General features: G+C 60.5%; 21 protein-coding genes. 12 read left to right on the top strand and 9 right to left on the bottom strand.

The genetic code is table 11. From position 1 onward, the window contains the following. Positions 1 to 68 precede the first annotated feature (68 nt). The 4 genes from DUT91_RS18425 (at position 69) to DUT91_RS26705 (ending at position 2,474) form a co-directional block, all read left to right on the top strand. Entirely contained in the window at positions 69 to 506 is a 438-nt protein-coding gene (locus tag DUT91_RS18425; RefSeq protein WP_114441966.1) for a hypothetical protein, read from the top strand. A 233-nt stretch (positions 507 to 739) separates the two neighbouring features. Beyond that, positions 740 to 1,510 (top strand): hydroxyacylglutathione hydrolase, encoded by a 771-nt coding sequence (gloB, locus tag DUT91_RS18420; RefSeq protein ID WP_114441965.1) that lies wholly within the window; start codon positions 740 to 742, stop codon positions 1,508 to 1,510. Continuing rightward, positions 1,510 to 1,950, top strand: a complete 441-nt coding sequence (locus DUT91_RS18415) for a cupin domain-containing protein (RefSeq protein WP_114441964.1) — start codon at positions 1,510 to 1,512, stop codon at positions 1,948 to 1,950. Before gloB ends, DUT91_RS18415 begins: the two co-directional genes overlap by 1 nt. A gap of 62 nt (positions 1,951 to 2,012) precedes the next feature. Further along, complete coding sequence (locus DUT91_RS26705) at positions 2,013 to 2,474, top strand: hypothetical protein (RefSeq protein WP_245419788.1); 462 nt, start codon at positions 2,013 to 2,015, stop codon at positions 2,472 to 2,474. Positions 2,475 to 2,529: 55 nt separating this feature from the next. Here the strand turns inward: DUT91_RS26705 and yddG are convergent, their stop codons facing one another. Together yddG and DUT91_RS18400 are read right to left on the bottom strand one after the other, a co-directional pair. Continuing rightward, the gene (gene yddG / locus DUT91_RS18405; RefSeq protein WP_425373818.1) at positions 2,530 to 3,420 is read right to left on the bottom strand and encodes an aromatic amino acid exporter YddG; all 891 of its coding nucleotides are present in this window, start codon (positions 3,418 to 3,420) and stop codon (positions 2,530 to 2,532) included. A 36-nt stretch (positions 3,421 to 3,456) separates the two neighbouring features. Continuing rightward, the gene (locus tag DUT91_RS18400; protein WP_245419800.1) at positions 3,457 to 4,248 is read right to left on the bottom strand and encodes a DUF3108 domain-containing protein; all 792 of its coding nucleotides are present in this window, start codon (positions 4,246 to 4,248) and stop codon (positions 3,457 to 3,459) included. Between the two features lie 371 nt (positions 4,249 to 4,619). On the opposite strand from DUT91_RS18400, the gene rpmB reads away from it, so the two are divergent. Continuing rightward, on the top strand, positions 4,620 to 4,919 hold the full coding sequence (rpmB, locus tag DUT91_RS18395) for a 50S ribosomal protein L28 (protein WP_114441961.1): 300 nt from the start codon (positions 4,620 to 4,622) through the stop codon (positions 4,917 to 4,919). Positions 4,920 to 5,045: 126 nt separating this feature from the next. Next, positions 5,046 to 5,681 carry a queuosine precursor transporter gene (locus tag DUT91_RS18390; protein WP_114441960.1) on the top strand — a complete coding sequence of 212 codons (636 nt, stop codon included), beginning with the start codon at positions 5,046 to 5,048 and terminating at the stop codon, positions 5,679 to 5,681. On the opposite strand, the gene DUT91_RS18385 is transcribed toward DUT91_RS18390, so the two are convergent. The 4 genes from DUT91_RS18385 to DUT91_RS18370 form a co-directional block, all read right to left on the bottom strand. Continuing rightward, entirely contained in the window at positions 5,654 to 6,478 is an 825-nt protein-coding gene (locus DUT91_RS18385; protein ID WP_147272212.1) for an esterase-like activity of phytase family protein, read from the bottom strand. The genes DUT91_RS18390 and DUT91_RS18385 overlap by 28 nt on opposite strands. A gap of 197 nt (positions 6,479 to 6,675) precedes the next feature. Continuing rightward, complete coding sequence (gene cobT / locus DUT91_RS18380) at positions 6,676 to 8,583, bottom strand: cobaltochelatase subunit CobT (protein ID WP_114441958.1); 1,908 nt, start codon at positions 8,581 to 8,583, stop codon at positions 6,676 to 6,678. 10 nt (positions 8,584 to 8,593) lie between these two features. After that, entirely contained in the window at positions 8,594 to 9,580 is a 987-nt protein-coding gene (gene cobS, locus DUT91_RS18375; protein ID WP_114442096.1) for a cobaltochelatase subunit CobS, read from the bottom strand. Between the two features lie 102 nt (positions 9,581 to 9,682). After that, entirely contained in the window at positions 9,683 to 10,306 is a 624-nt protein-coding gene (locus DUT91_RS18370; protein ID WP_114441957.1) for a J domain-containing protein, read from the bottom strand. Positions 10,307 to 10,476: 170 nt separating this feature from the next. On the opposite strand from DUT91_RS18370, the gene DUT91_RS18365 reads away from it, so the two are divergent. Beyond that, on the top strand, positions 10,477 to 10,791 hold the full coding sequence (locus DUT91_RS18365) for a BolA family protein (RefSeq protein ID WP_114441956.1): 315 nt from the start codon (positions 10,477 to 10,479) through the stop codon (positions 10,789 to 10,791). Positions 10,792 to 10,794: 3 nt separating this feature from the next. Here DUT91_RS18365 and DUT91_RS18360 read toward each other — a convergent pair whose 3' ends face one another. Genes DUT91_RS18360 through DUT91_RS18350 form a run of 3 tightly spaced genes read right to left on the bottom strand, consistent with a single transcriptional unit; the run spans position 10,795 to position 13,861 of the window. After that, entirely contained in the window at positions 10,795 to 12,093 is a 1,299-nt protein-coding gene (locus DUT91_RS18360) for an HlyC/CorC family transporter (protein ID WP_114441955.1), read from the bottom strand. 5 nt (positions 12,094 to 12,098) lie between these two features. Continuing rightward, complete coding sequence (gene aroB / locus DUT91_RS18355; protein ID WP_114441954.1) at positions 12,099 to 13,223, bottom strand: 3-dehydroquinate synthase; 1,125 nt, start codon at positions 13,221 to 13,223, stop codon at positions 12,099 to 12,101. Continuing rightward, positions 13,220 to 13,861 carry a shikimate kinase gene (locus DUT91_RS18350; protein ID WP_114441953.1) on the bottom strand — a complete coding sequence of 214 codons (642 nt, stop codon included), beginning with the start codon at positions 13,859 to 13,861 and terminating at the stop codon, positions 13,220 to 13,222. The genes aroB and DUT91_RS18350 overlap by 4 nt, the downstream gene beginning before the upstream one ends. A gap of 141 nt (positions 13,862 to 14,002) precedes the next feature. Here DUT91_RS18350 and DUT91_RS18345 point away from each other — a divergent pair, with 141 nt between their 5' ends. From DUT91_RS18345 to DUT91_RS18325, 5 genes are all read left to right on the top strand, one after another. Then, positions 14,003 to 14,212: a histidine kinase gene (locus DUT91_RS18345; protein ID WP_245419787.1), complete on the top strand. Its 210-nt coding sequence runs from the start codon at positions 14,003 to 14,005 to the stop codon at positions 14,210 to 14,212. 2 nt (positions 14,213 to 14,214) lie between these two features. Continuing rightward, positions 14,215 to 15,141 (top strand): site-specific tyrosine recombinase XerD, encoded by a 927-nt coding sequence (xerD, locus tag DUT91_RS18340; RefSeq protein ID WP_114441952.1) that lies wholly within the window; start codon positions 14,215 to 14,217, stop codon positions 15,139 to 15,141. A 168-nt stretch (positions 15,142 to 15,309) separates the two neighbouring features. Continuing rightward, the gene (locus DUT91_RS18335) at positions 15,310 to 16,263 is read left to right on the top strand and encodes an acetyl-CoA carboxylase carboxyltransferase subunit alpha (protein ID WP_114441951.1); all 954 of its coding nucleotides are present in this window, start codon (positions 15,310 to 15,312) and stop codon (positions 16,261 to 16,263) included. A gap of 292 nt (positions 16,264 to 16,555) precedes the next feature. After that, positions 16,556 to 17,848, top strand: coding sequence for a L,D-transpeptidase family protein (locus tag DUT91_RS18330; protein ID WP_114441950.1), 1,293 nt, complete (start codon positions 16,556 to 16,558; stop codon positions 17,846 to 17,848). 19 nt (positions 17,849 to 17,867) lie between these two features. Continuing rightward, on the top strand, positions 17,868 to 18,107 hold the full coding sequence (locus tag DUT91_RS18325; protein WP_114441949.1) for a sulfurtransferase TusA family protein: 240 nt from the start codon (positions 17,868 to 17,870) through the stop codon (positions 18,105 to 18,107). Positions 18,108 to 18,141 lie beyond the last annotated feature (34 nt).

The following is an 18,141-nucleotide window of genomic DNA, read 5'->3' as shown; positions in this document are numbered from 1 at the left end:
GCGAAGTGCTGCCGTTTTCACCTGCGATATCCCTGATTATCACGTGATTTTCGGGGAATCTGAGGGATATGAAAACAGCGCTTATCATCATGACGGTCATGGGCTGCGACTGCGATGCCAAGCAGTGCGAATATATCCGCACGGCGGATGCCGGCTGGACCAGCATGCGGGATTGTGAAAGGGACCTGTCGCGGGAAATCAAAAGCCGCAAGGATATGAGCTATCCGCTGATCACCGCCGCCTGCGGGCCGGCCGCCCGGTCGAACGGACATCTCCTGGCGTCGGTCAGCCCGAAGATCACGATTCCTGCGCATATTGGTGACAGGCCCATAGCTGCAGATATGGCAATCGGCGTCCCGGTCGAACCCAGGGTAATCCTGGCGAAACGTACCCGCTTCGGCTACCAGACCGTGACCGATACTGTCGACAGGGCCGTCATGGGCACCGTTTCGGTTGCCAGCCGCGCGGCGGACTGGGTCAGGCAATACGCCCTGCTTGGAGACTGAATGGGCCCCGATGGTCTCCTGTCGCAAAACTGTTTCTTGCAGAAGCAGTCTTCACGCGCTCTAAATAAAGCGGCGCGGCCATACCCAATTCCTTTGCAGAAGCCGGGCTACTGCGTAATTCCTTAAAACGAATTCGAAGTATGCAGCATAAAATGTTTGCGCTCTTGCGCGTCCAGGAGGATGCGCGGCGCTCCGGATGACTGGAACTTGGAATGGTACGATCAATGCCCCCGATGCCTCGCCTTGAAATTGAGCAGTTCCCCTGTCGCAGCGATAATTATGGCGTTCTGATCCATGATCCCGAGAGCGGGCTCACCGCGTCCATCGATGCGCCGGAAGAAGCGCCGATCCGGATGGCGTTGAAACGGCGCGGCTGGACGCTGGATTTCATCTTCACCACGCACCATCACCCCGATCATGTCGAAGCCAATCTCTCGGTCAAGCAGAAATTCGGCGTGACAATCATAGGGCCGGAAGCCGAAAAGGCGATGATCCCCGGCATCGACCGCACCGTTTCGGACGGAGATCGCTTCGATTTCGGCCGGTTCGAGGTCCAGGTGATCTCCACACCGGGCCATACGGCGGGCGAGATTTCCTATTATCTTCCGCAGGCTAAGGTGGCGTTCACCGGCGACACGCTGTTCGCGCTCGGCTGTGGCCGGTTGTTCGAGGGAACGCCGGCAACCATGTTCCGCTCCCTGTCGCGGCTCCTGGAACTGCCGGGTGATACGGCGGTCTATTGCGGCCATGAATATAGCGAAAGCAATGCCCGTTTCGCCCTGACGATCGATCCGGAAAACCCCGCGCTGAAAGAACGCGCCAAGGAAATCATCCGCCTGCGCGAGGCGGGCAGGCCGACGCTGCCGACCAGTATCGCGCTGGAAATGGCCACCAACCCCTTCCTGCGCTGGCACGACCCGCGCATCCGCGTGCGGTTGGGGATGCAAGGCGCCCGCGACGAAGAGGTCTTCGCCGAGATCCGCAAGCGCAAGGACCATTTCTGATGACGCTGACGCCCGAAACGATCCGCAAGGAACTGGCGATGCAGCCGCACCCTGAGGGCGGCTGGTATGTGGAAACATTCCGCGATAACGAGACTTCAAATGGCCGAAAGATAGGTGAAAGAGGCCATTCCACCGCGATCTATTTCCTGCTCGAGGCGGGAGAGGTCTCTGCCTGGCATCGCGTCAGGGACGCGGCCGAAGTCTGGCACTGGCATGGCGGCAGCCCTCTCGAACTGAAACTCTCCGACGGCAGCACCAGCCGCACCGTCCGCCTTGGCCTCGATCTCCAGAATGGCCAACGGCCACAGGGCGTGGTCCCCGCCGGCTGGTGGCAGACGGCCAAGAGCCTCGGCGCATGGACGCTCGTCGGCTGCACCGTCGCCCCGGGCTTCGATTTCGCACAATTCGAAATGGCCGAACCGGGCGCGTTGCCGGAATAAGTCCGGCCTTTATTTGCGGCGGGCTCTGCATTATGGGAATCGGATCAACCGGGAAAACGCAAATGCTCCGCCTGATTTTCAAAGCCGCCCTGATCTGCTGGCCCGCCTTCGCGCTGCTGACAGCCGCCCCCGCCGCCGCGCAGGCCATGCCCGAAACGCAGGCCGAAGTGAATGCCTATCCTCTTACCGACGATTTCCTCACCCGCATGGAAGCGATCCAGGCAGAGCTCCAGGCGCTCAACCTGTCCAGCCAGGACGATGAATCAGCTCCTGAAGGCGCGATAACACTGGATTCCCTGACCACCGGCGTTGAAGCCAAACCGGCTGTCATGGCCGTGTTGGCCAAGCACCAGGTGAAGCCGCGTGGCTATATCGTCGGCTATTTCGCACTGATGAGCAGCCTTGCCGCCGCCGAAGCCGAGAACGAACCGCAACTGATCGACGAGTTGGGAAACATCAACCCGGAGCACGTTGCTTTCGGCCGGGACAACAAGACACGAATCCAGCAATTGATCGGTGAATAAGCGCATGATCCCGAAAAGTGGCAGGCTTTTCGGGATCATGCCGCAAGAACAAATCCTATACCGGTTCCGGAACTCGGTCGCGCCGCTTCGAAAGGATCATGTCCTTGGCCGCCAGCACGGCTCCAAACGTGATCAAAAGGCACGCGGCGAAGATGCGAAAGCTCGGTTCCGCCGATCCCGCAAGGATCAGCACCAGCGTCGATAAAAGCGGAGCCGCATAGCTCGCCGCGCCCAGCACCTGGATATTGCCGCGTTTGACGCCGAAATCCCAGGCATAGAAGGCAGCGCCGACCGGGAGAAGCCCCAAGCCCAGCACCGCAAGCCATTGCATGGCTGTTTCCGGCCACACGGTCTCCTCAAGCGCCAGATGGCAGATGAGCGACAGAATGGCGGTAACGGCGCAAAACCCGGTGACCGCATCGGTCGGCACGGCGGCAAAGCGGCGCGACATCAGCGAGTAGGCCGACCACGTCAAGGCGCAGAGGCCGGCCATGGCATAGCCGAACAGATATTTCGCCTCGAAGCCGACACCGCCCCCCTTGGTGACGACTAGCGCGGTTCCGGCAAGGCCGAACAGCGTTCCGACGATGTGATACCAGGCAAGCCTTTCACCCGGCATCAGCGCCGAACCAACCACGATCAGAAGCGGCCAGAGATAGGCGATCAGGCTCGCTTCGACGGCCGGGGCATGGCGAAGCGCCGTGAAATACAGGAAATGATAACCGAACAGGCCGAGCGTGCCCAGAAGCCAGACGGCGGGCGCCTGCTTTAGATGGCGCGCAGCACCTGGCCGCCACAACCACGAAATAAGCCCGAGGCTCGTCCCGATCGCGAAAGTCATGGCGGTGAGCTGGAATGGCGGCACCTTGCCGGATGCCGCGGTGAACAGCGCCAGCAGCGCCCACATAACGACGGCGGAAAAGCCGATCAGCGTCGCCAGTCTCACCATCTCCGCGCCTCCCGGCGGGAGAAGCCCGCCCTTTTAGTTGACCTTCTCGAACCGTGTTGCGAAAATCGACACGGTGCCGATCTGCGTGCCTATACTGGCAGCGACCGGGGCATAGATACCGGAATTGCCGAGAGAAGCAAATGCGATACTGATCTTGCTTTTTTTCTTCAGGTATTCGATCGCTTTCTTGCCCTTTTGATAGCCTGAGATCGGCACGAACTTGACCGAACAGGTGACCGCCGCTCCCTTGAAGCCCTTGGTGGTGAAAGGCTTTGTGCCCGTATAGGACAATTGAAGATCGGCACGGGTCTGCCCATCGAAAATATGCAGCGTGCGCCCGCAGACCGACTGCGGGCCGGAAGCCTGGATCATCAGACCACTAAGAGGATCGGCCACAGATTTCAGGTCGTTCGGCCCTGCTTCCACCCAGGGAGCGCGTTTCTTGATCGGCGGCGTGTTCTCCACCGCCGAGACCGAGCCGCCGGAAAAGCTGATAGCGGTTCGCTTGTTCTTTTTGCCGTCCTTGTATTTCACCTCATAGGAGGTAGGCAGGGCGCCCGCGCTTGATGCGGAACCAGTCACATGGATCGTCCCGTCGGTCTGGTCGAAGATCCTTGCCAGTCCCGAACTCGCCAGCGTTCCTGAAAGATCGTAGTTTCCGCCGTCGACATTCGTCTGGAAGCCTGAATGCGCGATACTCAACCCGAAGACCGAAACGTCATATTCTGTCTTGTAGATATCAGCCGCGAAGGCCGATGCCGCGACAAAAGCCGAAGCCAGACCGCTCACAACAGCCGTCGCGCCCACACGGCGCAGAATACCCATCGACAACGCCATCTTTTCCTCGCTGCATGGCCCAACGGTATTGCTGCAAGACCATCTTCCAGGCCGCATGTTTGCCCCGGTTTGTTCACCAATAGAACAAAATAGGCAAAGTTATGTTATGGAAAGACAGATGGGAGCCGCTTCAGGGCTAGGAAAAGGCGAAATCGGCCCCATCAGGGCCTGCAACGCGAAAGCAGCCCGGATACAGCTTGACGCGGGCGGCTCATGTCACTATAGAAACGCGACTTTCCCATAAGGCCGCCGTCCGAAAAATGCGCGCCCGCAGCCCCGCATCGTTGTTATGCGTTCATGCGAGAGAGTTTATCGGACACCGGGCCGGGGCCTGATAACAGAATTTGAAGGTGAGACCAATGTCCCGCGCTTGTGAATTGACCGGCAAATCGGTCCAGTACGGCAACAATGTCAGCCACGCGAACAATAAGACGCGTCGCCGCTTCCTGCCCAATCTTTGCGATGTCACGCTGATGTCCGAAGCGCTGGGCCAGAGCTATCGTCTGCGTGTTTCCGCCAACGCCCTGCGTTCGGTCGAGCACCGTGGCGGCCTCGACGCCTTCCTCGTCAAGGCGGACGAGAAGGAATTGTCGCAGCGCGCCCGCCTGCTGAAGCGCCAGATCGCCAAGAAGCGCGCTGAAGCAGTCGTCGCCGCCTGATCGCGTGGAGCGCCACGCGTCCCATTGGACGTGCAAAGCGCTCCCACGCTTTGAAATAGCGACAGATCGAGCCGGGCCGGCTTTCGTCGGCCCTTTTTTGCTGGTTCCATTACCCAGGATAAAAAAATGAAGGCTTTGCGCCCTCTCCTTCCTGCTATCCTTGCCATGTGCGCGATCGTCGCCGCATCGAATGTGCTTGTGCAGCATCCATTCGACCATTTCGGCTTGAACGACATACTGACATGGGGCGCGTTCACCTATCCCATCGCCTTCCTAGTCAATGACCTGACCAACCGCCGCTTCGGCCCGGCCGCCGCACGCAAGGTGGTCTATGCTGGGTTCGTCCTCGGTGTCACCATGTCGATCTGGCTTGCGACACCGCGCATCGCCATTGCCTCGGGCAGTGCCTTCCTGATCGCCCAGCTGATGGACATAACGGTCTTCGACCGCCTACGCCGCCAGGAATGGTGGAAAGCGCCTTTCGCCGGCGCCATGTTTGGTTCGGTGCTCGATACGATGTTGTTCTTCTCCATCGCATTTGCCGCAAAGTTCGCGTGGATCGACGCGATGACCGGCATGCCGGATTCATCGCTCGCGCATCTGGTTCCATTTTTCGGCGTCGAAATTCCGCTTTGGGCGTCTCTCGCTTTCGGCGATTTCCTGGTCAAGACCTTCATGGGCACCATTATGCTGGTTCCCTACGGAATGGTCCTCGCCATCTTCGCGCCGGCGATCTATTCGGCTAGCCGGAATTCGAGATAGAGATTGCGCTGCCAGAGCGAATAATTATCGTCCGAAATAAGGGAAATGACTGAACGGCCTTCGCTGTCCGTCCACGCGTCAATCCCTTCCATATTGTCGATCTGGTAGCCCATATCTGCCCCAAGCATGACCGCGCCATCGACCGTCCCGCCAGGGCGGATCGTTTCGCTCGCTATGCGACGGATGCGCAATGCGACGCCGGACAGGAGCGCATAGTGCCGCTCCAGAATAAGCAGGTCACCGTCAGGCAGGAAAACCGCATCGCTGATATCGAAATCATCAGTCCTGCGGACATAAAAGATGCCCCGACGCGGCCCGGTCAGCACCGCCGCGAAAATATCGCCATTCCGGTTCAGGCTTCTTTCGGTGAGAACGACGCGCGTCTCGCCAAGGGGACCCGATGCGGGCGAAATCGCGACTGCTTCCAGACTGGCGTTCTTGCGCAATTCTTCTTTCGGGAGCGGCAGCGGCAGGGCTTCCGGCAACGACTTGAAATCCCGCGTGTCGAGCCGATATTCGAGCAACCGGTGCGCACGCTCAAACCCGACCGTCACCCGATCTCCGGAGATCGCCATACCCTCGGCATCCGCATCCCATTTGCGCTCGAAAGGCTTGCCCGAAGAATCGAGGAGCGGCGCCATGCGGAAATCCCCAAAGCCCACGGGCCGGCCATTTCCGTCCCGCTCGATACGCCCCGCATACCAGTAACCGGTATCGGTCACGCCGAGGAAATTCCGTCCGGCATCGAGAAAACGGATCGCCGACATCCCGCCGAATTCGCGATTCGCAGCCGTCAACTCAAGCCCGCCCACGAATTCCAGCGCACCGAAGCGCCGTTCCGACGAACCGATGTGAAACTGCGCGATGGGCCGCGCTATGACCTTGAAACGCTCGATGCGGTCTTCAGTGAGCCCAGGCGATGGCCAGGAGATTACTAGGACAAGGAACCACGCTTTCGCAATTCGGGGAAACCGCGAAAGGTCGGAGAACCCATTCAACGGCGCGCGGTGCGGCGCATGCCTTGCGCGCTCTTGAAAGCGGCCCGCCCATGCTCGTCGAAGAGGGAGGCAAGCTGTTCGGTCATGGCGCCGGCAAGCTCCTCCGCGTCCACGATCGTGACGGCGCGGCGATAATAGCGCGTCACGTCATGGCCGATGCCGATGGCGATCAGCTCGACCGGCGAACGCGTCTCGATCTCTTCGATCACCGCCCGCAGATGGCGCTCCAGGTAATTGCCGGGATTGACCGAAAGTGTCGAATCGTCCACCGGCGCTCCATCGGAGATCATCATCAGGATCTTGCGCTGTTCCGGCCGGCCAACCAGCCGCTGATGCGCCCAGATCAGCGCCTCGCCGTCGATATTTTCCTTCAGCAGGCCTTCCCGCATCATCAGGCCAAGATTGCGGCGCGCCCGCCGCCAGGGCGCATCGGCGCTCTTGTAGATGATGTGGCGCAAATCGTTGAGGCGGCCGGGATTGGCGGTCTTTCCGCGGTTAAGCCACGCCTCGCGCGCCTGCCCACCCTTCCACGCCCGCGTCGTGAAACCGAGAATCTCGACCTTGACGCCGCAGCGTTCCAGCGTACGGGCGAGAATATCCGCGCATGTCGCGGCGACCGTGATAGGCCGGCCCCGCATCGAGCCGGAATTATCGAGGAGAAGCGTCACCACCGTATCGCGGAAATCCGTGTCGCGCTCCTGCTTGTAGGAAAGCGGCTGCGTCGGATCGATGACGACGCGCACCAGCCGGGCCGGATCGAGATAACCCTCCTCCAGGTCAAAGTCCCAGGAGCGGTTCTGCTGCGCCATCAGCCGGCGCTGCAGCCGGTTGGCGAGACGTCCCACGACGCCTTGAAGATTGGCGAGCTGCTTGTCGAGGAAGGAGCGCAGGCGCTCGAGCTCCGCTTCATCGCAAAGCTCGGTAGCATCGACCGTCTCGTCGAACTCCTGAGTGAAGATCTTGTAGTCGATCTCATTGGCGAAATTGGCGAAGGGCTGGTTCGGACGGCGCGCCTCACCCGGCGTCTCCGCGTCGACATCATCGTCGCCGTCCATGTCGTCGGAAAACGTATCCGCCGCCTCCATGTCGCCCTGCTCGCCGTCTTCGCTCGAGCTGTCGGCATCGTCGCTATCCGCAGCGTCCGAGCCGTCCTGTTCTTCAGAGCCGCCTTCTTCGCTATCCTCGGGCTTGGGCGTCTCCTCGCTGTCTTCGTCCTGATCGGTCGGTTCCTGCTGTTGCGCCAGCTCCTCCGCCATCTCCATCGAAGCCAGCATGTCGCGTACGACCCGCGCAAAGGCCTGCTGGTCCTCCAGCTTGTCGCCCAAATTCGAAATATCGGCGCCAGCCTTGGCCTCGATCCACTCGCGCCAAAGCTCGACGACATTGCCGGCTTCCTCAGGCACGCGGCGCCCGGTGAGCTTTTCGCGCACCACCAGCGCCACAGCCTCCTCGATCGGGGCATCTTCTTTGGCGGTGATCGCGGGAAAATTGGCCCGGCTGTATTTATCGGCGAGCATCGAAGCGAGATTGTCGCCGACGCCGGCCATCGCACGCGCACCGATGGCCTCGACGCGAGCCTGCTCGACCGCATCGAAGATGGCACGGGCCTGTTTTCCCTCAGGCGCGAGCGTCGCATGGATGCGTGCATTGTGGCAGGCGCGGCGCAGGGCCATGGAATCACCTAAGCCACGCGTCACCGCCACGTCGTGAGCGGTCGGGCGTTTCGGTAGGTCAGGCAGGCGCGCGCGATTTCCCGTCAGCGCCGGGCGATCGTTGCTGAAGCCGACCTCAAGCTCGTTCGAGCCGGCGATCGCCCGCATGCAGGCAGTCACGGACCGCTTGAACGGTTCCGCGTCCACCGGCCCTTTTGGCCGTTCGCGTGTGTTGTCGCCCCGACCCGCCATGCCGCAAGCCCTATGCGAGAACCGTGTTGACCGCGGATTCCGGCAATTCCTTGCCGAACGCGCGCTGATAGAACTCCGCTACCGTCGAACGCTCCAACTCATCGCACTTGTTGAGGAAGGTCAGCCGGAAGGCGAAGCCGACATCCTTGAAGATCTCGGCATTTTCCGCCCAGGTGATCACCGTGCGCGGGCTCATGACGGTGGAGAGATCGCCATTGATGAAGGCCGAGCGCGTCATGTCGGCGATCCGGACCATCTTCGAGACGATCTCGCGTCCCTCAGGGTTCTGGTAGTGCTTGGCCTTGGCCAAAACGATGGCGACTTCATTGTCGTGCGGCAGGTAGTTGAGCGTGGTGACGATCGACCAGCGATCCATCTGCGCCTGGTTGATCTGCTGCGTGCCGTGATAGAGCCCGGTCGTATCGCCGAGACCGACCGTGTTGGCGGTCGCGAACAGACGGAAGGCCGGGTGCGGACGGATAACGCGGCTCTGGTCGAGCAGCGTCAGGCGGCCAGACGATTCCAGCACGCGCTGGATCACGAACATCACATCGGGACGACCGGCGTCATATTCGTCGAAGACCAGCGCGACATTGTGCTGGTACGCCCAGGGCAGGATGCCATCCCTGAATTCGGTGATCTGCATCCCATCCTTGACGACGATGGCGTCCTTGCCGACAAGATCGATCCGGCTGACATGGCTGTCGAGGTTGACGCGCACGCATGGCCAGTTGAGGCGAGCGGCGACCTGCTCGATATGGGTGGATTTGCCGGTACCGTGATAGCCCGAGACCATCACCCGCCGATTGAAGGCGAAGCCCGCGAGAATGGCCAGTGTCGTCGGCCTGTCGAAAATGTAATCCGGATCGATTTCCGGCACATAGGCATCGCCCCCGGCATAGGCCGGCGCAGTCATGTCGGAATCGATCCCGAAGACGTCACGCACCGATACCGTTTTATCCGGCAGATTGGCGATATCCCGTTCAACCTTGTTCATCATGCCTCCAAGCGGGGGGAGGAAGCCCGCCGCAGATTCCAATGCAATCCAGATTTAATCCGGGACGCCCGTGAACCGGGCTCCCAATTCTTCAGATTGGCTTTAGCAAAAACCAGCCTGCTTGAGCAATTGATAAGCCTGGATCACATCGCGGAACCGATCTTCGGAACCCCGGTCTCCACCATTCGCATCGGGATGATGGAGCTTTACCAGTTCCTTATAGCGCGCCTTTATCTGATCGCCAGTCGAATTTACAGCAAGACCGAGGGTTTCGAGCGCTTTGGCTTCGAGCGCCTTGGGCTTTCGCGCCCGCGGCGTAGCCGCTGCACGCGCCTTCGCCTCCCCGAACAAACTGAACGGGTCGCGCACCTTGTTCTGATAGGCGGCGCGGCCCGAGCGCATCTGGGAAAATTCGGGCGCCGTCTTTGCCGAGGCGTTGACGCCGGCTGACCAGGTGGGACGGTGCCCCGTCAGGGCTTCCTTCTGGAAACGAGCGACTTCGCCGTCCGAGAGTCCCGAGAAATAGTTGAAGCTCTTGTTATAGAGACGCACATGGTCGATGCAGAAGTGAAAATATTCGCCTTCCTTCATGCGCCCGACAGGCGCACGGTGCGTTCCCGGCTCATCGCAGCCGTCCCATTGGCATTGCGGCGCGCGCGTCTGCGCCGCCTCCTCTTTCTCCGGGCGGATCCGTATGCGGTCGAAATATTTTGAATTCAGTTTCATCGAATCAGGATTATGGGAAGTTCGGCCAGCTAAACAAGAATTGACATTTCCCCCACGATGACCGTAACGCCTGAATCGCCAAAATAATCGCAATCATGCGCGAATTTGACCCAAGGCTCACGGTCTCATAGGTGGGGGTGGAGGCCACTATATGGGGGTAGGAGAAGCAAATGTCCATTCACGTAACAAAACAGACGACCATTGAGGCAAAACTGAGAAGCGCCTTCGCACCCGAAATGCTCGAGGTGATCAATGAAAGCCATCTCCACGCCGGCCATCATCATCACGGAAGCGATCACCACGACGCATTCGACGGTTCCGGTGAAACGCATTTTCGCGTGCGCATCGTCTCGAGCACCTTCACCGGCATGGATCGCGTCGCGCGCCATCGCGCCATCAACGCAGTTCTGAAAGACGAACTCGAAAGCGGCGTGCACGCGCTTGCGCTCGAACCCTCCGCCCCCGGCGAAGCCACCCGGAGATAGGTGTCAGCTTACAGACAGATTCACCGGCTTTCCGCCAGCGTCGAGCGGCACGATGCGCAGTCGCAGGATACGGTTTTTCTGGCGCTTTAGCACCGTAAAGCGTTTGCCATGGAAGGTGAAAGCCTGCTTCTCGTCGGGGATCGACTGGGCCTCATGAATGACGAGGCCGGCGATCGTCGTCGCTTCCTCATCGGGAAGATGCCAGTCGAGCGCGCGGTTGAGATCGCGGATCGGCAATGAACCGTCGACGATCAGCGACCCGTCCGGCTGCTGGCGAAGGCCCTGCATCTCGATATCGTGCTCATCGGCAATATCGCCCACGATCTCCTCGAGGATATCTTCGAGCGTCACCAGCCCCTGCACATCGCCATATTCATCTACGACGATGGCGATATGCGCCTTGCGCCGCAGGAATGCATTGAGTTGGTCCTGAAGTGTCGTCGTATCGGGCACGAACCAGGGCTTGCTCGCAAGCTTCACGATATCGATGCGCGAGAAATCATTGTCGACGTCATGAAGCGCCCGCAGCAGGTCCTTGGCATGGACGACACCGACGATATTGTCGGTATCGTCGCGCCACACCGGCATGCGGGTATGCGGGCTCGACAGGATTTCACGCACGACGGAATCCGCCGGATCATCCGCGTTGATCGAGCTCATCGCGGTGCGATGGATCATCACGTCGGACACTTCCAGTTCACGCAGGTCGAGTAGCCCGCCAAGCTGGTCGCGATCGGCCTTGATAACGGAACCCTCGCGGTGCAGCACCTCGACCGCGCCGCGCAACTCCTCATGCCCGGTCAACATCGACTGGCCGGATGCCAGGTTGATCCCGAAGACGCCAAGCATGGTTCGCACGATCCAGTTCACGCCGCTCGACAGCGGCCCGATCACCGCCACGATCAGCGCCACGAAAGGCGAGACAGTGATGGCGAAACGGTCGGGATTGGAAATCGCCCATGATTTCGGCAGGACCTCCGAGAAGATCACGAGGATGACCGTCATCGCCAGCGTCGCGTAGGCGACGCCGGCGTCGCCGAACAGGGTCAGGAAGATGGTCGTGGTGATCGATGATGCCAGGATGTTGACGAGGTTGTTGCCGATCAGCAGCGCTCCGATCAGCCTGTCGCGGCGCAGGATCAGCCGCTGAACGAGGCCCGCGCGAGGTTCGCCATTCTTTTCCAGCGTCATCATCCGCCCGCGCGATGCCGCCGTGAGCGCCGTCTCCGACCCCGAAAAGAAGCCGGATAGAAGAACGCAGAGCAGGATGATGCCGGACATGATCCAGAGTTCGAGCGTCATGGCGGTTACTTTCCCTTGAGGAAACCCAATACGGCGGAATAGGGCACGTCCGTGGCGATGAAGGCCTGGCCGATGCCATGCGTCAGGATGAAAGTCAGCGCGCCGCGTGAGACTTTCTTGTCCTGCACGATAAAGTCCATGAGTTTTTCAGCGGGCGGCAGCGTGCCGGGAATCTCGGATATGGAGACCGGCAGGCCGACAGCCTTCAGATGTGCCTCGACCCGGGCAGCGGCATCGGGGCTTGCAAGGTTCATGTGTGCCGAGAACTGGTGCGCCAGCACCATGCCGATGGAGACACCCTCGCCGTGCACCAGGCGGCTCGAATCATAGCCAGTGGCGGTTTCAAGCGCATGGCCGAATGTATGGCCGAGATTAAGCAATGCCCTGTCGCCGGTTTCACGCTCGTCACGCGCCACCACGGCGGCCTTGGCGCGGCAGGAGGTTGCGATCGCCTCCGTCCGCTCCGGCCCGCCGGCAAAGACTTGTCGCCAGTTCATCTCCAGCCAATTGAAGAAATCCGGCTGGTCGATCAGCCCGTATTTCGCCACTTCCGCATAGCCGGCGCGAAATTCCCGCGGACTCAGCGTGTCGAGCGCATCCGTATCGGCAAGCACGAGTTGCGGCTGATGGAAGACGCCGACGAGGTTCTTGCCATGCGCGGTGTTGATGCCGGTCTTGCCGCCGACGGAGGAATCGACCTGCGCCAGGAGCGATGTCGGCATCTGGATGAAGCCCATGCCGCGCCGCACGATCCCGGCGACGAAACCCGAGAGATCGCCGATGACGCCACCGCCGAGCGCGATGACCGCATCGCCGCGCTCGAGCCTTGCCGCAAGCACGGCATTGGTGACGGTTTCGAGCGTGGCAAAGCCTTTCGACTTTTCGCCGGGCGCGACGATGATCGCCGTCGCCGCGATAGAGGCCGCTTCGAGGCTGCGCATCAATCTGTCCAGGTGAGAGCCCGCGACATTCTCGTCGGTGATAATGGCGACCCGCACGCCTTCGAGACGCTTGGCGATCTCCTCGCCGGCCCGAGAGATCAGCCCTGCGCCGATCAGGATATCATAGGAGCGATTGCCCAGCGACACCGGGACGGTGGTGAATTCAGGCAAGTCAGCGGCGATGGTCATGAAGGAATGTTTCCTGTTACGGCTTGCCCGGATGTGTCTGTTTCGCACAGGCCGAGATAGCCTGAAAGCGCATCGAGCACCTCCTGCGCGATGACTTCCTTTTTTTCGTCACGAGACGTGACCGCCAGATCGGCCAAGGCGTAAATAGGATAGCGCTCGGCCATCAGCTTTTTCATGACGTCGCGCGGATTGGCATTCCTCAGAAGCGGACGGTTCTGCCGCCGCGACACGCGCTCCATCAGGAGATCGAGATCGGCCTTGAGCCAGACCGAAACTCCCAATGCGGCAATCGCTTCACGCGTCTGCGCATTCATATAGGCGCCGCCGCCTGTCGCCAGCACCATAGGACCGTCTTCGAGCATGCGCTGGATGACCCGGCGCTCCAGATCGCGAAATTCTGTCTCGCCATAGGCCTCGAACAACTCTGGAATCGACATGCGCGAGACGGCTTCAATCTCATTGTCGGCATCGAAGAACGGCAGGCCGAGAAGGCTGGCGATTTTCTTGCCCACGGTCGATTTTCCTGCGCCCATCAGTCCGACGATCACAAGCGGGCGCGAGCCGAGCCGCTCCCGGATTTCGGCCGCCATGCCTGCTGCTTCGCCCTGTTGCTGTGCGTGATCGTCCATTGTGCTCATGGCCAGCGTTTCCACATGAAAACGTGCGGTTTGTAAAGAATGTCTATCACATATGGCGCGAATATCTTAACGGCCTCGACGCTGGCGACGTTTGCCGCTGCGATCCTTGCATTCACCTTATTGGGGCAGCATAAAAGAACAATGCCAACGCTGACGCGCCTTGTCTTATGTCTCGCGGCCATCGCCATGCTCGTCTATGGCGGGATGCTGGCGCTCGTCACGTTCGTTCATCCGGTCCCCGGCGAAATGACCATTCGCATTCCGCCGGAAAAACTTGATGCCGGGCTTCCGGCATCTCGGTCGCAAGCGGCCCTGCCCGTCGCGGGCGCCTCGACGACGGCTGCCGAATAATCATGCGGGCGGCAGCGATCATCGAGAATTTCCTCGAAATGATGAGCGCGGAGCGCGGAGCCGCGGAAAACACACTTTCCTCCTACCGCCGGGATCTGGAAGCCGCTGCGGAATTCATAGCCGCGCGGGGCTCCAACCTGCCGGATGCCGCATCGGAAGACATACGCGCCTATCTCGATGAAATGAACACGCTCGGCTTTGCCGCGACCTCCCAGGCGCGGCGGCTTTCCGCGCTGCGCCAGTTCTTCCGCTTCCTCTATGCGGAAGGAATGCGCCAAGACGATCCGACGGGAATTCTCGATGCGCCGAAGAAAGAGCGCTCCCTGCCGAAGATCATGAGCGAGCAGGCCGTCGGCCGCCTGCTCGACCGAGCGAAGCTGGAGGCGGAGGATTCGGCCATGGCCGGCACGGATCGGCTGCGGGCCATGCGCCTCCATGCCCTGCTCGAAACGCTCTATGCCACGGGCATGCGCGTCTCCGAGCTGGTTGGCCTTCCCGCCAGCGTCGCCCGCTCCGACCACCGTTTCCTTCTGGTGCGCGGCAAGGGCGCCAAGGACCGCATGGTCCCGCTATCGGCCAAGGCGCGCGAGGCGATGAGCCGTTATCTCGCCCTGCGCGACGCCCAACCGGAGAGCGATGACAATCCATGGCTGTTTCCGGCCTTTTCGGAAAGCGGCCATCTGGCGCGGCAGGTCTTTGCCCGCGAGTTGAAATCGCTCGCCGCCCGCGCCGGCATTTCCACGTCAGCCATCTCGCCGCATGTGCTGCGCCATGCCTTCGCCAGCCATCTCCTGCAAAATGGGGCCGATCTGCGGGCCGTCCAGCAATTGCTGGGCCATTCCGATATTTCCACCACGCAGATTTATACCCATGTGCTGGAGGAAAGGCTGCATCAACTCGTCAGCGAGCATCATCCGCTTGCCGATTGAGCGTCTGGCCGTTATGAGGAACGCGGCTTGCAGCAATGAAACGTTTTTTGACGCATTTGTTGTATAGCAACGCCGGCATAGAAGACCATGTAAGGGATAGCTGCCGAGGAATGTTCCTCATAAGACCCAGCACGTTTGGACTCCAGAGCGCACAAACAGTCAGGCCATATGTATAATTACCTCGATTTCGAAAAACCCGTCGCCGACCTCGAAGGTCAGATCCTCGAACTGAAGAAGCTGTCGCAGGAAAGCGGCGGCGTCGAGATGAGTGATGAGATCAGCCGTCTGGAAAGGCGCTCGGCCGACGCGTTGAAGGATCTCTATCGCAAGCTGACGCCCTGGCAGAAGGCCCAGATAGCCCGCCATCCCGACCGTCCGCATTGCCTTGATTACCTGAAAAGGCTTTTCACCGAATTTACTCCGCTCGCCGGCGACCGCAAATTTTCCGAGGATGAAGCCATTCAGGCTGGCTTTGCACGCTTCAAGGGCGAAGCCGTCGCCATTATTGGCCAGGAAAAGGGTGCCGACACCAAATCCCGCCTCAAGCACAATTTCGGCTCGGCGCGCCCCGAGGGCTATCGCAAGGCCGTCCGTATCATGGAACTGGCCGACCGCTTCGGACTGCCGGTGATCACCCTGGTCGATACGGCGGGTGCCTATCCCGGCGTCAGCGCCGAGGAGCGCGGACAGGCGGAGGCGATCGCCCGCTCGACTGCCGCTTCTCTCAACCTGCGCGTTCCCATGGTTTCCGTCATCATCGGCGAAGGCGGTTCCGGCGGCGCCATCGCGATCGCCACCGCCAACCGCGTCTATATGCTCGAGCACTCGATCTATTCGGTGATTTCGCCGGAGGGAGCCGCCTCGATCCTGTGGCGCGATTCCACCCGCGCCAGGGACGCCGCTACCGCGATGCGGATCACAGCGCAGGATCTCTATGAACTGAAGATCATCGACGGCATCATTCCCGAGCCGATGGGCGGCGCCCATCGCGGCAAGGAAGCGGCGATGGACGCCACCGGCGACACCATCGAGGCCGCGCTGAAGTCGATGGCCGGCATGGATGGGGATGCGCTGAAAAACGATCGGCGCAGCAAATATCTCGCCATAGGCCGCAATCTTTAAGCGCCGCGCGGCAGCCAGCTCCGGGCAGTCCTTGCTTTACCGGCCGTTAACCCTGTTTCGGACGGGGTGTCCTTATATTACTCATCTCGTGCTTCTGCCATAATAGGGCCGCTTCAGCAGGGGAGTTGACAAAAAACGGCGAGTGGTGACATCAGTGTTATCGCCCGCTGTCGCTGACGCAGTAAACATTTGTCAACGATACGGAAAGATTTTGCTGTTAGAGCAAATCCAGGAAAAGTGGGAACCGGTTTTCCCGGGATAAACAGAAGACCGCTCACAGGCTCGATTACGAATGAAGCTCAAGACCGCAATCCTTGCTTCTATCATGGCATCGGCTCTTCTGGCCGGGTGCCAGGGATCCTCCATCGACGATCTTTCGCCCAGGGCGGAAAAACAGCTGCCGCAGAAGATCGTCGCCAAGATGAAGGCGAAGGGGATGACCACCACCTCGCCGATCATGGTCCGCATCTTCAAAGAAGAAGGCGCTCTGGAAGTATGGAAGCGCAAGGACAACGGGCGCTACGATATGATCGCGTCCTATGGCATCTGCAAATGGTCGGGCAAGCTGGGTCCCAAATATATTGAGGGTGACCGTCAGGCGCCGGAAGGTTTCTATACCGTCCGCCCGGCTCAGATGAACCCGAAATCGAGCTACTATCTCTCGTTCAACATTGGTTTTCCCAACGCCTATGACCGCGTCAATGGCCGCACCGGCCAGCATCTGATGGTGCACGGCGCATGTTCCTCGTCCGGCTGCTATTCCATGACGGACGAGCAGGTGGCCGAGATTTATGCCTTCGCGCGCGATGCGTTCCGCGGCGGACAGACAGCGTTCCAGGTCCAGGCCTTCCCCTTCCGCATGACGGCAGCCAACATGGCGCGCTATCGCAACGACCCGAACTATCCCTTCTGGAAAATGCTGAAGGAGGGCTATGATCTGTTCGAGATCACCAAGGTTCCGCCAAAGGTCGATGTCTGCGAGAAGCGCTATGTCTTCAACAATACCGCCATAGGACCGGAGGGCATTGCTCCCAATGCCGCCTGCCCGGCCGTCGGCGAGCCCGACCCGTTGCGCATGTCCTATATGAGCTATCAGAAGACCTTCGAAACCGCTTTTTCGGCCGCTCAGAAAAAATCAAGCAAGCAGGCTCCCGCACCGTCGATCGCCGGACTGACCGAAGCCCAACTGGTATCGGCATGGAGCGCTGCGCGGGCCCGTGGCGAGAAGGTGTCGCGCGAACCGCCGTCCCTGACGCCTGCTTCGACCGAAAAGCCGAACGCGCTGGATATCGACCCGGTCATGACCGCCAAGACGGCAACACCGACTTCGTTTCAACCCGTCGCGCCAACCATGCAGGCCGCGCCGCAGCCGGCCACCGCTCCGGCCCCGCAAGAGGTTTCGACCGCATTGCCGGCAGCACCAGCTGCGACGCCGGTACCCCAACCCAATCCCGCATTGCAAGCCGCGAACGACGCTGTACCCAGCGGCGGCGATCCGGCCTCAGCCAATCCCGAGCCGGTAATGGCGCAGCCAGTTGAACCGGCGCCTGAAAAGAAAGCCTGGTGGAAAGTTCTCGGGCGGTAAGTAAGCCGCAGTTGAATCCATGCCTGAGAAACACCAATCCATCGAGATTTATGACCTGAAGGGGCTTAACTGCCCACTACCGGTCCTGAAAACGCGGCGAAAGCTGCAGGATGTGCCTCCCGGATCCTGCCTATGGGTCGAAACTAGCGATCCCCTGGCAGGGATAGACATACCGCATTTCTGCACGGAGAACGGCCACTCGCTGATCGAGATTGTCACCGTTGAAAACGGTCACCGCTTCCTGATCCGCAAAACCTGACAGTCATCTCACTCGAAAAACCGCAGTTTCTGGA

This window comes from Paramesorhizobium salinisoli (genome assembly GCF_003335045.1).
Lineage (GTDB): Bacteria > Pseudomonadota > Alphaproteobacteria > Rhizobiales > Rhizobiaceae > Paramesorhizobium > Paramesorhizobium salinisoli.
This window is presented reverse-complemented; position numbering and strand designations above follow the sequence as displayed.

Excerpts from the sequence above, each read along its gene's own strand:
- DUT91_RS18425 (WP_114441966.1), top strand. The coding sequence starts at position 69 with ATGAAAACAGCGCTTATCATCATGACGGTCATGGGCTGCGACTGCGAT.
- gloB (WP_114441965.1), top strand. The coding sequence starts at position 740 with ATGCCTCGCCTTGAAATTGAGCAGTTCCCCTGTCGCAGCGATAATTAT.
- DUT91_RS18415 (WP_114441964.1), top strand. The coding sequence starts at position 1,510 with ATGACGCTGACGCCCGAAACGATCCGCAAGGAACTGGCGATGCAGCCG.
- DUT91_RS26705 (WP_245419788.1), top strand. The coding sequence starts at position 2,013 with ATGCTCCGCCTGATTTTCAAAGCCGCCCTGATCTGCTGGCCCGCCTTC.
- DUT91_RS18400 (WP_245419800.1), bottom strand. The coding sequence starts at position 4,248 with ATGGGTATTCTGCGCCGTGTGGGCGCGACGGCTGTTGTGAGCGGTCTG.
- rpmB (WP_114441961.1), top strand. The coding sequence starts at position 4,620 with ATGTCCCGCGCTTGTGAATTGACCGGCAAATCGGTCCAGTACGGCAAC.
- DUT91_RS18390 (WP_114441960.1), top strand. The coding sequence starts at position 5,046 with ATGAAGGCTTTGCGCCCTCTCCTTCCTGCTATCCTTGCCATGTGCGCG.
- cobT (WP_114441958.1), bottom strand. The coding sequence starts at position 8,583 with ATGGCGGGTCGGGGCGACAACACACGCGAACGGCCAAAAGGGCCGGTG.
- cobS (WP_114442096.1), bottom strand. The coding sequence starts at position 9,580 with ATGAACAAGGTTGAACGGGATATCGCCAATCTGCCGGATAAAACGGTA.
- DUT91_RS18370 (WP_114441957.1), bottom strand. The coding sequence starts at position 10,306 with ATGAAACTGAATTCAAAATATTTCGACCGCATACGGATCCGCCCGGAG.
- DUT91_RS18365 (WP_114441956.1), top strand. The coding sequence starts at position 10,477 with ATGTCCATTCACGTAACAAAACAGACGACCATTGAGGCAAAACTGAGA.
- DUT91_RS18360 (WP_114441955.1), bottom strand. The coding sequence starts at position 12,093 with ATGACGCTCGAACTCTGGATCATGTCCGGCATCATCCTGCTCTGCGTT.
- aroB (WP_114441954.1), bottom strand. The coding sequence starts at position 13,223 with ATGACCATCGCCGCTGACTTGCCTGAATTCACCACCGTCCCGGTGTCG.
- DUT91_RS18350 (WP_114441953.1), bottom strand. The coding sequence starts at position 13,861 with ATGAGCACAATGGACGATCACGCACAGCAACAGGGCGAAGCAGCAGGC.
- DUT91_RS18345 (WP_245419787.1), top strand. The coding sequence starts at position 14,003 with ATGCCAACGCTGACGCGCCTTGTCTTATGTCTCGCGGCCATCGCCATG.
- xerD (WP_114441952.1), top strand. The coding sequence starts at position 14,215 with ATGCGGGCGGCAGCGATCATCGAGAATTTCCTCGAAATGATGAGCGCG.
- DUT91_RS18335 (WP_114441951.1), top strand. The coding sequence starts at position 15,310 with ATGTATAATTACCTCGATTTCGAAAAACCCGTCGCCGACCTCGAAGGT.
- DUT91_RS18330 (WP_114441950.1), top strand. The coding sequence starts at position 16,556 with ATGAAGCTCAAGACCGCAATCCTTGCTTCTATCATGGCATCGGCTCTT.
- DUT91_RS18325 (WP_114441949.1), top strand. The coding sequence starts at position 17,868 with ATGCCTGAGAAACACCAATCCATCGAGATTTATGACCTGAAGGGGCTT.